Annotated in this window: 6 protein-coding genes; all 6 read right to left on the bottom strand. The window is 41.9% G+C overall.

All coding sequences use genetic code 11. The features are described from left to right. Positions 1-92 precede the first annotated feature (92 nt). On the bottom strand, positions 93-2,816 hold the full coding sequence (locus L1D46_RS16845) for a metallophosphoesterase (protein WP_239977914.1): 2,724 nt from the start codon (positions 2,814-2,816) through the stop codon (positions 93-95). Positions 2,817-2,932: 116 nt separating this feature from the next. Beyond that, positions 2,933-4,363, bottom strand: coding sequence for a peptide MFS transporter (locus L1D46_RS16850; protein WP_130051948.1), 1,431 nt, complete (start codon positions 4,361-4,363; stop codon positions 2,933-2,935). A 244-nt stretch (positions 4,364-4,607) separates the two neighbouring features. After that, positions 4,608-8,420, bottom strand: a complete 3,813-nt coding sequence (locus L1D46_RS16855) for a cellulose synthase subunit BcsC-related outer membrane protein (protein ID WP_239977915.1) — start codon at positions 8,418-8,420, stop codon at positions 4,608-4,610. Next, positions 8,411-9,526, bottom strand: coding sequence for a cellulose synthase complex periplasmic endoglucanase BcsZ (gene bcsZ / locus L1D46_RS16860; RefSeq protein WP_239977916.1), 1,116 nt, complete (start codon positions 9,524-9,526; stop codon positions 8,411-8,413). Before bcsZ ends, L1D46_RS16855 begins: the two co-directional genes overlap by 10 nt. Further along, positions 9,526-11,775 (bottom strand): cellulose biosynthesis cyclic di-GMP-binding regulatory protein BcsB, encoded by a 2,250-nt coding sequence (bcsB, locus tag L1D46_RS16865; RefSeq protein WP_239977917.1) that lies wholly within the window; start codon positions 11,773-11,775, stop codon positions 9,526-9,528. The genes bcsZ and bcsB overlap by 1 nt, the downstream gene beginning before the upstream one ends. Continuing rightward, positions 11,772-14,236, bottom strand: a 2,465-nt coding sequence (gene bcsA, locus L1D46_RS16870; RefSeq protein WP_239977918.1) for a UDP-forming cellulose synthase catalytic subunit, incomplete at its 5' end; no start/stop codon positions are given. The genes bcsB and bcsA, both read right to left, overlap by 4 nt.

Raw genomic sequence — 14,236 nt, forward strand, 5'->3', positions numbered from 1 at the left:
GTTATCTATATGTATTTAATAGTAAATTTCAGCGTTTTTCAGGCAATAAAAAAGGCCTGAAACGGCCTTTTTTATTAAGGCGATTGTATAGTTTAGTTTACGGTTTGGCGCGCTTTGTTAAAAAACTTGCTGCGTTGTTGTAACCAAGGGTTATTCATAATTTGTGGTGCAGCTTGATAATGACGCTCAACTACTTGGTTTAAGGTACGGGTTGATTGCGTAAAATTAAGTTGTTGCTGGGCAGCACCCATATTGGCAATCTCGGCATCAGTCATCGCACGACCTGCAAATAACAAGGCGTTTAAGTAACCCGGCTTAGTTTCGTAGTCATTATCGGTTAAAAGTAAGGCCGCATTGTTTATTGCCCAGCGCTCATTGATTTCACCTTCATCTTTAATACCAATTAGCTCGCCATCAAGATAAATTTTTAGTGCACCATTGTTTGGAGCAGCATAAAACACAAAAGCAATACGGTGCCAGCTGTTTGCTGTAAGCTCGCCAAAGTAACCGCTATCACTGGTGGCAATACCGATGGCGTTATCTCGGCTGACGTAAAGGTCTGCGTCATCACTATTAGTGATATCGGTTTGTAGTAATGAGCGCCACTCATTGGTGCTTTGTTCTGGCCACATAATATCCATCACTAAGGTGTAATCAGCGATAAGGCCTTCTGTTTGATAATCACCATTAGCAGCACTATTAGCCGTTAAGGCTAAGCCTTGTGTTGGGCTATGACGAGCAAAGGACAACACGCCAGAGGCTCCACTTGGTAAATCAGTAATTTCAAGTTCAGTGGTGGTCGCAAATTGGCTATTCTCTGGCCCCCAGTTTTTGTCTTCAGGGTCATAAAAGCTGAGTGTTGCAGGGCCAAAGTCACTGCTAAACCCTTGCTCAGGATTATTAAAATTCCATACTGTGACTGCATCATCCGTTTTACACGCATTAAGCGTGTTATCGGTATCGAGATATAAACATTGGCTGGTGCGTGCTCGTGCGTAATTATCAAGCAGCCACCAACTTTCAGCGACCAATTGCGCTTCTAAGTTTGGCAGAGCTGGGAAGAATAATTCGCTATTAAGTGCTGGGCCTTTAAATAGAGCTACGTGGTAATTACTTGCATCATTAATGTTATCAGGCACTAAAGAGACCCATTCAGGTCGGCTTTCGAGCATGTTTTTTAATTGGCTGCCAGTCACCGCGACTTGATAAATTGAATTAAAGCCCGGGGTATTCGATGGTTGGCGTTCAACCTTAAACGCGGCATGGAAGTCTTCTTGGGTTAACGTTCCTGGTAGCCAGCGATCTTGTACTTGGCTTGCATCAAGCAAGGCCGCATCAATTGCAGGGAACTGCTGCATGGCAGCTTTGGCAGTAATCGTCGTGAGTTCTTCTGCAGTGGGGTAATTTTCTGAAACGGCAATTTCGGTGTTTGCATCTGGGGCATAGCGACCCATGATTTCATCAATGGCGGCTTTAGTGCTTTCATCTCGGGTCGTAATGCTGGTTGTTGCTACGGTATTGTAATCAACATCTGCAAGCGTTTTGTTATCAAGGTTAAAGGTTAAGGTAAGATCAGTTAGCCCTTGAGCAAAAAAGTTTGGCTGAATAACAATGCTGCCGTTTTCTAAGGTTTGATAGCTTTCACCGCCATGGGTATGCCCACCAAGCACTAAATCAATCCCTGCAACATTTTGTGCAATGCGGGTGTCAGTGCCTTCACCTAAGTGACTGACCATGACCATATAATCAACATCTTGACGGTATTGGTTTACAATCTGCTCAGCCACGTCTTGCCACTGCCAATTCATTTTGAAATCAGCGATAAAATCAGGGATCGGTTCCTCTTCGATAGGATCATCAAGTTCATTCCAAGGCACTGAAGTCATACCAAAAAAGCCAATTCGAAGACAACCAACTTGGACAACTGAAAAATCGACACCGGCAAATGGCGTATCGCTGCTACCATCATATTCGGTATTACTTGAAAGCACGATGGCATTATCGTCATCGGCAAAGTCCAGCAGTTGCTCAGCTCCCCACGCATAGTCGTGGTTACCAATCACTCGTACGTCAAAGGCCATTGCTTTTATTGCTTCGACTGTGGCTAACCCTTGTGAGGTTTGTTCAGCTACAGTGCCTTTTTCATAATCGTCACCGCCATTGGTGAATAAGGTGTTAGGGTTTTCAAGTTTTGCATTGTCGTAGTAACTGCGAATACGGCTGAATAATTGCTCTTTAAAGCCAAAGCGCGCGTGTAAATCAGCAACATGAATAAAGCGTACAGTTTGGTTACTGGCTGTGTCATTACATTGCTCGCCAATGGTTTTACTAACCGAAGGAATGGTGCGAGAAATTAAAGCAAAGCTACCAAATTCTGTGATAGCACTGACTGCAAATCCATCATCGCTTTGTTCAGTAGTGAGAGTTAGCCATTGCTCATCGACTAACTGCACTATGCTAAAGGCAAGGTTGGTTTGTTCATTTGGTAACTTAATCGCTAAACTTAATGGCTCAGCAAATATCAGGTTATTGGGGCGAAAGGTATGAATGCTCGAGACAATACCTTGCTCGATATCCGTGCTTGAAGCGCTTGTCTCAGTGTAAGTAAATGTGGTGTCTGTTGTAACCGTGTTACTTATTGCATTAAGTATGACATCGCCCTGTGCAAATTCAGCCGATAAACCATTTTCAACGGAAATAATTAAACCAGACTGATCAGGAGCTGCTGCGACTTCTTTTGTTGTTTTATCGCCACCACATGCTGTCAGTAATAAGCTAGTCAGAATAATGACCAGTAGTTGAGTGTTAGAGCGCACTTACTCAGTTCCTTTGCCATACCAAATTAGTATAAGAATATAGTATCAGTTTTAAGGGCGCAGAGGGAATAGGGGAGAGAGAAATTCCCCGCAGCGGGCGCTACGGGGAATAAATATTATTGCTTTTCAGCTGTCACTTCTAGCTCTTCAGCTAGGATATGCTCAGTAGTTTGTGGCTCGTGTTGGCCTTCAGCACCGTGCATCCAAGCTACAAGTTTGTCGCTTAGTAAGTACATGATAACAGCAGAAAGAACCGCAGTTGCGCCTAAACCAATGAAGATACCCATCGCGTTGTCTAACGCTTCTTCACCTTCACCTAGGAATGAACCTACGAAACCTGCAATTTTGTTTGCAACGGCTGTACATAGGAACCAGATACCCATAAGCATTGAAGCTAAACGTAGTGGTGCAAGTTTACTCACCATAGATAAGCCAATTGGAGATAAACACAACTCACCTAGCGTGTGGAATAAGTAGAATAATACTAACCACATCATGCTGATTTGTAGGTGCTCACCTTGACCTTGTGTCATAAGCGCCAGGATCATAGTAATGAAACCAAGTGCTAAGAAAATAAGTGCAATAGCAAACTTAACTGGTGAATTTGGTTCACGTTTATCAAGCTTTAACCAAATAATGGCAACTAAAGGTGCAAATACAATGATGAAAATTGAGTTTAATGACTGGAACCAAGAAGCAGGCACTTCAAAACCAAGTAACATACGGTCAGTGTAATCGTTAGCGAAAAGGTTCATTAAACCACCCGCTTGTTCAAAGCCCATCCAGAAGATGATGCTGAATACACTCATAGTGAAGATAACTTTAATACGGTCAGTTTCAACTTTAGTTAATGGCTCTTTAGTATTTGATTCAGACTGCGCTTGAGAAAGCTTAGCTGAAGGTACAACACCGATGTTGCCTAAGTATTTGTTGCTTAATGCAAGCTGTAAAAGTACAGATAAAACCATACCTACACCAGCTACGATGAAACCCCATTGCCAGCCCATTGCTGCAGCAGCATAACCCGCAACTAGAGGACCTAATGCACCACCTAGGTTGATACCCATGTAGAAGATAGTGAATGCGCCATCACGACGTTGGTCACCTTCTTTATATAAATCACCAACCATGGTTGAGATGTTTGGCTTGAATAAACCGTTACCAATACAAAGAAGGGTTAAACCAATATAGAATACGTTTTCTTCTTGGCCAGCTAAGTAGCTGTGCGGAATACCCATAGTGAAGTGGCCAGCAGCCATTAATAAACCACCAAGGATAATTGCTTTACGTTGCCCCAATACGTTATCGGCTAACCAACCACCAAACAGTGGTGTAATGTATACAGCCATTGTGAAGGTACCATAAAGGCTTAATGCATCTGCATTTGACCAACCAAAACCACCTTCTTGAACAAGCGCTACTAAGTATAAAACTAAGATGGCGCGCATGCCGTAATAACCGAAACGTTCCCACATTTCTGTGCCGAACAACAGGAACAACCCTTTAGGATGCCCTAAAAAGTCACCTGCTTTTGGTAATGAACTCATATTTACTTCCTAACTCTAAGTTTTTATTTGAGGCCTTATTGTTTTTGCTTTGGTCGTTCTATGTATTTATTTAGTGAACGGGCGGCCATGTTTTTTGATGCAGCTAAGATAATGGTTTGTTGTTCAAGTTTTATACTTGAAGGTAAGAGACACACCCTTATCCTAGCTACAAGTGCGCTACAGTATACATAGACCTTATGGTGAGGGGAAGATCTTGCGACACTTGCCCCTTGGGATGCGATGGTTAGTAGCTTGCATAAGGCACAACAGGTTTCCCAGGGAATGCCAGCTCGCTATACACCGGATTAAAGTAATAACGGAAGTACAGCTGAGCGTAATTCGGTTCGTAAAAATCGGCTCTATCTAGGTTGAAGTAACCACCAAAGAACCAATGAGGAGTGAATCGATACTCAAAACTTGCCCCTAAGTTATACGATAAGCCGCTGCTGGTATCGCCCTCAAAGTATGGCACAACACCTGTTACGGCTGTTTGAGCTTCTGCTTGGCCTTGCAAAATAGGGTCGTTCGGGAAAAATGCGATGTCGTCAGTGGTAGTGGTAGACCAAGATACCCCAGCACGAAGCCTATAAATAAAATTATGACCAACCCGTTTATCAAAAATAACAGGTAAAGAACCACCCAAGTAGTTTTGCGGACTGTAATAGCCACCATGTCCCCAGGTTTCTTCACTTAAATTATACTTATATGACCAGTGTAATAAGTTAAGACCTAGGCTTAATTCGGCGTTTCTTTCGCGAATATAGCGATAGTAACTACCACCCATTAGGCTGTAGCTTTGGTTGTCTTTTACATTTTTACCTTGCAAGATTTGATAGTTGGTGCTGCCCCAAAAACCCCAGTCTAGGCCTAGGTCATGGGATAGGCTAAGTTGTAATTGCGTTGCTCTAACGCCACCCCATACTTGGTTGGTAAAGACATCTTCAAGTCCGGCGTAAGATAATACAGAGCTAGTTACTGGGCGTTTATTAAACGTGACGCCATAACCAAAGTCGCCTAAATCACCTTTGTAATTAACGCCCCACACGATATCTTCGACTAGAAAGCCAAGTGGAGTAGTACCAACATCAATGCGCCATTGCTCGTTTTGCCAAGCAAGGCCAATATCCATACCTTGTTGCTTTGGTTTTATACTTAAAAGTGGGCAATCAAAAATACAGAGGGCCCCTTGACCATAGCGACTACCAGCAAAGGTTTCATCAAAGCGGGTTTCTTGGCTTGATATTGTCATCGGGTCTAATTTCACAATCCCTGTGCCACCCCACAAAGGGAAACCTGCTTCAATAGGGCTTGCACCAGCGCCGAGGGTTGACTCATTTTGCGTACTGGTTTGGCTACTTAAGTTGATTGCGGCGGTAATATACGCTTGCTCATCTCGCTCGATGCCTTGCAATTGGCGCTTAGCATTATTGACATACCACGCTTCATTTTCATCAAGGGCATAAAGCTCATAGTTCTGCTCATCACTTAAGTTGCTCGTAGCAGCGTATGGGTCAACTGCCGCACGGTACCAGCTTTGAGCAAGCTTATTCTGGTGCTTAGCTTGTGCAACCGCAGCAGCTTGATAATAGAGCTCTTGGTTATTGTTGGATTTAGCCAGCAATTGCTCAGCTAGATTTATTGCGCTCTGAGTATCTTCAAATGGTTCAAGTGCAGCCATTAATTGCTGCTGACGATAGCTTTGCTCGCTCGAAACTTGATTAATTTGCCCAGCAATGATGCGATCAGCTAAATCATGTTTTTGCTGCTGACGCGAAAGTGTTGCAATAGCCAAAGCGGTATCCGTTGACACTGTTTGATCTTTTGCGATGTGCTGCTCAAAGCGAGTAATGGCTTCGTTACTATTGCCTTGCTCGATATGAGCATTGATTAACGCTTCTGACAGTTCAGAGTTATCAGGGTATTGTGATGCAAGGGCAGACAGCTTGGTAACTCTTTGGTTACTATCGCTAAAGCGATTAATATAGTTTATTTGCAGTGCTAGCCATTGTGACTGCTCAGCATCGGTTGCGTTACTCGGCAGTTGATAGTTAGCAAACCAGATATCAGAGGCATTTTTATCGTCGCTTTCAATAAGCCAAGCTGCATAGGTCATATGCCAATAAGGACTCAAGCTTGGATCACGAATTAGGGCTTTTTTCAGTTGCCTAATCGCATATTGTTGCTCATTAATTTGCTGCCATTGGCTGGCAAGCTCTGCTTGCATTAAAGGCGTTAATGGTTGTGCTTCTAACTCGGTGAGCTTATAAATCACCGTGGCCTTATTAGTGGCTGTATTATTGGCAGAGAGTCTTTCAAGCTTGGTATTAATGCTCAATTGCTCTGTGAGTACATTGATTTGTTCAGTACGCGCGTTATTTGGAATGTAATCTAAGGTTGCCAATGCTCCTTGAAAATCATTCAACGAACGTAAAAATAAAGCATGGCTATAGCGTAGCTCTGCATCTAACGGAAATTGCCACAAGGTTTTTTTATAAAGAGCTTTGGCATGATCAACCAAACCTTGTTGTTGGTATAAATTTGCAAGGTCATAATAGAGCCAACTTTGACGAGGGCTTTGTTTGATTGCCAAAAGTAACACATCAACTGCTTCATCTAGCTTACCTTTGGCAGTAAGGTCATCAGCGCGGGCTCGCAGTTGTTGTGTTTGTAATAGCGTGTAATCTTCAGTAATCAATGCCTGTTGTTGTTGATGTAAGCTGTTATAAAAACGATGACTACGAGCATAATTATCATCTGAGGCAGTTAATTCGAGCATGGCGCTCAAGGTAGCCTGTTGCAAGGGGTCGTCTTTTAGCACTTGCTTATAGAAATTCATCGCGTTTTGGTATTGCCCAGCTTGCTTGGCAAGTTCTGCGCGGTAAAACAGCACGGTATTCGGGTCTTCATTTAAGGTATCAGCTAAATCAAGTTTGAGATCTGCACGTTTCAATTCATTGCTATTGATGGCCGATTTAGCTTCATCTATGTATTGCCAAAAACGTGCGGTATTGGCCAAACCTATAAATACAGTAATACGATTTGTATCGATACTATATTGTTGGGCTTTTTTAAAGTACTGGTACGCTTTGGCATTTTTACCTTGTCTAAGATTTAATAACCCAAGACTATTGTATATTTCAGGGTCTTGAGGTCGGCCTTGTAGAGCTTTTTTAAATAGTTTTTCAGCTGTATTAAAATGGCGTTTTTCAAGCTCTGTGCTGCCTTTAAGCCATGTTTGGTAAGCTGGATCGGCTTGTTTCTTTTGCTCAGCTAAATGTGCTTTTTTAAAGTCACTAAATTGCAACTGACCTTTACTGCTTTTTGGGTAAGCAGCAAAGTAACGCTGATATTCACGCTCAGTTTGTTTATTAAGCGGCATATCCTCAAGGGCTGCAAGCCACGCAAACTCAGCTTCAACACCATATTGGTTACTGTGAGCATAATGGCTCAGTAATTCAATGGCTTCTTTATTTGTTGGGTTTTGCTTTAACAGATGTCTTGCATAGGCAAGCTCAAAACGGCCACTATTTGGGTAGCGTTTTAGTAAAGAACGATAACCGCGCAGTGCTTGCTGATATTGATTTGGATCTTGAGCAAGCCAGTTTATGTGCTCCAGCTCATATTCAATATTAGGGTAGGCGGATTTAAATAGCCGACTGTAGATTTTTACCGCGTCACTGTATTGTCCGGCCCTGGCACGAAGTCTGGCTTGTTGAACCGCTTCTTTGTCTTGATTATTTAAGCGTGCGAGCATGATTAAGCTTGTTACGCACGGATGCGACAGATTACTAAGCTCTGCTAAGCGCACATTGGCTTTGTCGGTTTCTTTGAGGCTATATAAAACACGCACCTCGGCGCATTGCACTTGAGTATTTTTAGGTGCAATGCTTTGCAGTTTTTCTAAGCTGTCGGCCATTAACTGATTATCACGCTCAATTTCACCAAGTTGTACTTGGCTAATTAACCAATCAATTGATTGACTATTAAGGTCCTTGTTATTTGCTGCGGATGCACTGGAGCTTGCTAAAACTGCAGCAAGTAGCCACTTTATCGGCATTCATTGCTCCAGTTAGTTGTTAAAGCCCCGTTTTTATCAATACTAAAACGTTTGTTCAATGCGCTGTTACCAAACAAATACAACACGCTGTCGTAGTAGCGGCTGGTGGTAAAGCGGGTATCCATCATTATTTGCTGCTGTAGCGCAGTGACAGTTTGTGATGCATTATCTTCAGCAAGCAATGGCAATAAGGCGGCAACAAAACCACTTGGGGCGTTGCCTGCCGTTTTGCCTGAGACTGCATTGGTTTCTAATGGCACTTTGCCTGAAGAAACAATGCTATCAACAAAAGGTTTAAACTGCTGTGTAAGGGCATTTTTATAGGGGGCATCTTCTGCCATCATACTGGCCCAAAGGTAGACGCGGATAGCATTGTAACTACCTGTAGCAGGGGCGCTTTTATCATGATAAAAGCCTTTTTCCACGCTGTAATTAACCCAATCAGGGCTCACGCCTTTTGGTGCTGTATCTATTAATAACTGCGCCGAGTTATCGTGTAATGTTTGCCAAGGCGAGTGCGGGTATAGGTGCGCAAATTGCGCAAATATAAATAGCGGTGCATAGCTTGGATTTAATTTCCAGCTATTGTCTTTTTCAAAACCTGTTGGCCCAGGTAATAGAGTCAGACCGAGGTTTGGTATCTGCGCTGTTTCTTCACGAATGATGCGCTCAGCAAGTACTGAGCTGAGCACTGCGTAGCGTCTTTCATTCCATAATATTGCAGCTTGTGAAAGGCTATAAGCAATCCATAAATCTGAATCAGACGCTGGATTTGAATCAAGGATTTGTCCTTGGTTTTGCTTTATTCCCCATTGCCATGCTGGTAAACGGGTGCTTAAATCACCTTCAGAAAGGTGCACTTCGGTCCATTCAAGTAATTTATCAAAGCTGGCTTTATCATTTGCAAGTAAAGCAAAGAATAGCGCATAAGATTGCCCCTCTGAAGTGGTGATGCTGTATTCACTGCCTAAATCAATCACTCGTCCTTCGGGTGTAATGAAGTGAGTTTTAAAGTTATTCCACTGCGGCCATGTACTACAACTTAACTGAGCCAATGCATTGGTAGAATAAATAAAAACGAATAATAAAGAAGCGATAGTTTTCATTATGCTTTATCTCCTTCAGATAAACGTTTTTTGGTTAGTAGTGCGAGCACTCGCCACAACATAAATGAAATAAGTAATAGTGTTAGTAGCGATAAAATCGCTAACAGTACTGGACGGTCTGAAAAGTGAAACCAAATGAGCGTATGAATAGGCACGTGACCGACAAAATACTGCTCATCGGTTTTAATCGTTTTGATGCCTTGGCTATTAATAATTGCTGAACTACCTGTAATTTGAACCGTTTTTTCTTCATTTAATAGGGCATCAGTTAGTAGTGCATAAGCACTTTCATTACTGGCAATCAAAGAAACTACTGAGCGGTCTGAATCGAACGGTGACTGGAATCCTGACATCACGGCTAAACGACCAATGCTACTTATGTTTACTTTAATTTTTTCAGCGCCTTTGGTGTCATATGCACCATTGTAGATAGCTTGATCGACAATGCGTTGGTTGTTGTTGAACAGCACACTTAACGCGCTGTCTTTGGCAAGCGATGTTAAGAAAGAATCAGGCTTACCAATGATAATAATGTCTTTATCTTTTAGCGCAAATTGGTTGCTTGGAAATTGAATGTCTAAACGGTGCGCAGGATAGCCAGTAATAGCGCCTAAATGACCTGTGAAGTTAAGTAATAAGCTAATCGCATTAACTGAGCTGTTAGCTTCCATTACTAAAGTACTTTGGTGTAAATCGGCATATTTGGTGAATGGAAAACCACCATTTGAAAAAGCGCGTAAGTTTGGCATGGCAATGTAGTGATGGAAGTCACTTACATCAATCGTTGAGCTGCCATCAATTGCACCAAACTCACCACCGGCAGGAATGGCACTACACTCACCTGTTTTTACTACTGCAAAATTAAAATCATAAGTTAGTTGATTCTTAGTTGTTAAATCAAGGCCTGTTAATTCAAAATCTTGGCGAGTTTTTGTTGGGTTGTAATCTGAAAGTAGAGGCAATAAGGTATTGGTTGTAATAGTCTTACCACCTTCATTATCAAGAATAAAGCCATCCACAAATTTATCGTTTATCAGCATATTTAAACGTGACAACATGTTTTTCTCAACTGGTGTGTTGCGGTAATTCAAAGTAATAGGAATACCGTTTTCACGCCAAGTGAATAAATCTGGTGCAAAGCGTAAATCTAAACGAACTGGCAGACCGCGATAGCCTTCCGATTGCAGCTGAGTTGGGTATTCAATAAATTCATCAAAGCTCACTGCGCGATCAGAACGTACCCACAGTGGCGCATCATAAGCTTCTCTAAGTGGTAAGTTGCTAATTGCATCAATAGTCGCACTGCGACCTGTCATCACTTTATAGCCAAAGACTAAACCAACAACGGCTTCTTTTAATTGTGCTGTGTCTTTACCTAAAACCAGAAGTATTTTGGCGTAGCGCTGAGTCGGGCTACTGATAATTTCTACAGTTGGTTTTTCAACATCTGGGTAATTCAATAAAAAATCAGGTTTGTTGTCGTTTGTTGCAAAGACGACACTATGCTCTGTTGGTGTTGCATTGATTTGTACAGGGAATTGCGCTTTGCGCCATTTTGCTTGTGCGCCAAAAAAGCTTGATAGCGCTGCAGCTGCTTCTAGCGTATTTTCATCCGGTTGTGATGCAAAAACAAATGGTAAGGTTAGTCTGCTGTAATCACGTGAATCAAAAAATGGCGCAGGGAAATACTCAAGTAAGCTTTCTAGAGCTAGTGACTGACGGTCAATTGAAATACGGCTACTTTTACTTAGCTCTGCCCAAATTGTGTCACTGTAGCCATCTTGACAAACCATGTCGTAATAACCTACTAGCTCAAAACGTATTTGGTTGAAGTCTTTAATCAACTTAGGATTAAGTACAACACTCTGCTCAGACACTTTGCCAATTGGAGAGTCTTTCTTATCAAAAGGTAACACTGTTACTAAGTTTTCATTTAAGAAAATCTTTAAATGTGACACCCGGGCAAGAAGTGATGGTGACGATGTGTAAGAAAAGTCTAGGGTTAGCTTTTTACCTAGCTTATCTAAGCGATTCGTAAAATCAACACGCGTACTGTTGCTAATACCATCAAGTTTAAACTTGCTTAAACCAAGCTTTTCAAAGCTTAATGTCATGGTTTCAATTGGCGCTTGTTCAGGGTAACCATCATCAAAAATAGCTTTATTAGGGAGAGGCTCAGCACTTATCGCCCAGCTAGATGTGCTGAGTGTGACAACAGCTAATAACAAGGTCAAAATAGTTTTTATCATGATGTTTTTAGTACTTTTGTTGGTTTTTTAGGTAATAATGACGCCACAAAGTACAAGACCCTTGATACAAAGGAAATCACTGGTCTTAATTCATTTGGAGCATGGAAAATCAAGTTCTTAAAGCCTTTTAGGCTGGTATAAAAAACGTGAGAAAAACTGTATGAAGGCTTATCGTGTTTAAAGTTCTCTTGCCAATCAAGCCAAGCATCGGCACGTGAGAAAGTGCATTGAATAAAGGCTTTTTGTTTTTCTAAATCTAAATCTCTTAGGGTAAGACCCAACTGCTTATCGCGGGTGTTACAGATATAAGTTGGAAATGAAAACTGCTTTAAGCCACGACTCATTAACAGCTCTACCTTATCGTTTACACGGCAAAGATGGGTATGTTCAGTTTCCAGACCAACACCATTGTTTGAGTAATCAGTAATTTTAACTTTAATAGTACGGCCATTAGCCAGACGAATGGCTGCAGGGAAGTTTGCTTTTATACGATGTGAGCTGCGCACTTGTTTTGCTTCAGCGGCAACGGCCACAGCTGCACCTAGAATTATCACGTTATAGCTTGCCCATAACATGCTAATGACCAGTACACCTATTTGTGAGCTGTCACCAAAGAACAATCTGAACACGCCATAGGCCATACCCAACACGTTAACAAGTAACAAGATGATATAGGGCTTTGAAATCGTCCAGTCGTAGTGATCTTGTTTGTTTAAACCACCTTTTTCAGTCACGTTAAATTTGCCCTTATTCGGGTTGATAAGCGCAACTGTGGTGGGTTTTAAGATATACCAAGCAAGTACTGACTCATAAACTTCGCCCCAAAATGAATAGCGGTACTTACCTTGAATTCGGGAATTGGTTATTTTTACTTGTAATAAGGTCGGTACAATATAAAGAAAGATGGCAACAAACGGTGCATAGATAATTTGCGCATTAAAATAAATTAATGCCAGTGGCGCTGTTAAGAACACAATACGCGGGATACCCGATAAAAAGTGCAGCATGGCGTTTAAGTAGCATAACCGCTGGGCAATATTTAAGCCTTTACCAAGCAGTGGGTTATCTAATCGGAATATTTGTGCCATGCCGCGTGCCCAGCGAATACGCTGACCAACGTGGGCAGATAAACTGTCAGTGGCAAGGCCGGCAGCTTGCGGAATATTAATATACGTTGTTTTGTAGCCAGCGCGCTGCATTCTTAGCGCGGTGTGGGCATCTTCTGTGACGGTTTCTACGGCAAAACCACCAATTTCTTCAAGGGCACTGCGTCTTAAAACAGCACAAGAACCACAAAAGAAGGTCGCATCCCACATATCATTACCATCTTGGATTAAGCCATAGAACAGCATATTTTCATTTGGGATTTTACGATGGTTTTTTAGGTTGCGTTCAAACGGATCGGCAGAGAAAAAGTGGTGAGGTGTTTGTACTAAACACACTTTACTGTCATTAATAAATTGCCCCATAGTCATTTGTAAAAATGAGCGAGCAGGGATATGGTCACAGTCAAAAATAGCAATATAGTCGCCATTCGTCACTTTCATCGCATGATTCATGTTACCGGCTTTGGCGTGGTTGTTATCAGGGCGAGTTAAATAGCCAACACCAATTTGCTCTGCAAATTCGGCAAACTCAGGGCGTTTACCATCATCTAAAATATAAATATTAAGCTTATCTGCAGGCCAATCAATACTTTGCGCGGCGATTGTAGTCGGTTTAACAACATCAAGCGGCTCGTTGTAAGTAGGAATATAAATATCTACACTAGGCCAGTTTGCAGTGTTTTTATCTAAAGCGATTGGTCTACGGTTTAAAGGATTGATGGTTTGGAAAAAGCCTAAAATTAGTACTAACCAAGCGTAACTTTCAGCAAGCAGTAAACCAATACCCAGTGCAAGCGCTAAAGGGTCTCCCCAGTTAAGGGTATCTGTATAGCGCCACCACAAATAACGCGTAGAGGTTGTCACAGAAAGTGTGATCATCACAATGGTGGCTATTTTCCCTTCAACGCGTCTAAGTGAGTAAGCAACAATTAAAATTAAACTAATAAACACCGCTTGTGCTTCAATACTAAATGGTACAGTCACAAATATAGCTACGGCAAAAACAATGAAAGTGAAAAACGCGACTTTTAATGTGCTGTTTTTCCAAAGTGAAGAGCGGGTTAGTGTTTTATATGAGTTAGTATTTGTTTGATCTCTTGCAATTAACCAAAGCCCTTTAAAAGAGCGCACTAACTTACTATCTGCAAGTCTTAATAAGCGGGCTGAACGTGTTACTTTACGCCAGCTTTTACGCTGCTCCGCGGCTATTTGTTGTTGTGAGGTTGTGGTGGTGTTGAATAGCGCAAGATACACACTTTGCAATACGATCCGAATGCAGTTAGTCGGTGTCAAAACAGGTTGTGAAACATGAGGGTATAAGCGTTTAAGTTTAAGCTTTAGTTCACGTTTTTTAT

Source organism: Pseudoalteromonas sp. Isolate3 (assembly GCF_022398505.1).
Taxonomy (GTDB): Bacteria; Pseudomonadota; Gammaproteobacteria; order Enterobacterales; family Alteromonadaceae; genus Pseudoalteromonas; species Pseudoalteromonas apostichopi.

What these genes read in the sequence shown, in the direction of transcription:
- bcsB (WP_239977917.1), bottom strand. Translation starts at nt 11,775, where the DNA reads ATGATAAAAACTATTTTGACCTTGTTATTAGCTGTTGTCACACTCAGC.
- bcsZ (WP_239977916.1), bottom strand. Translation starts at nt 9,526, where the DNA reads ATGAAAACTATCGCTTCTTTATTATTCGTTTTTATTTATTCTACCAAT.
- L1D46_RS16855 (WP_239977915.1), bottom strand. Translation starts at nt 8,420, where the DNA reads ATGCCGATAAAGTGGCTACTTGCTGCAGTTTTAGCAAGCTCCAGTGCA.
- L1D46_RS16850 (WP_130051948.1), bottom strand. Translation starts at nt 4,363, where the DNA reads ATGAGTTCATTACCAAAAGCAGGTGACTTTTTAGGGCATCCTAAAGGG.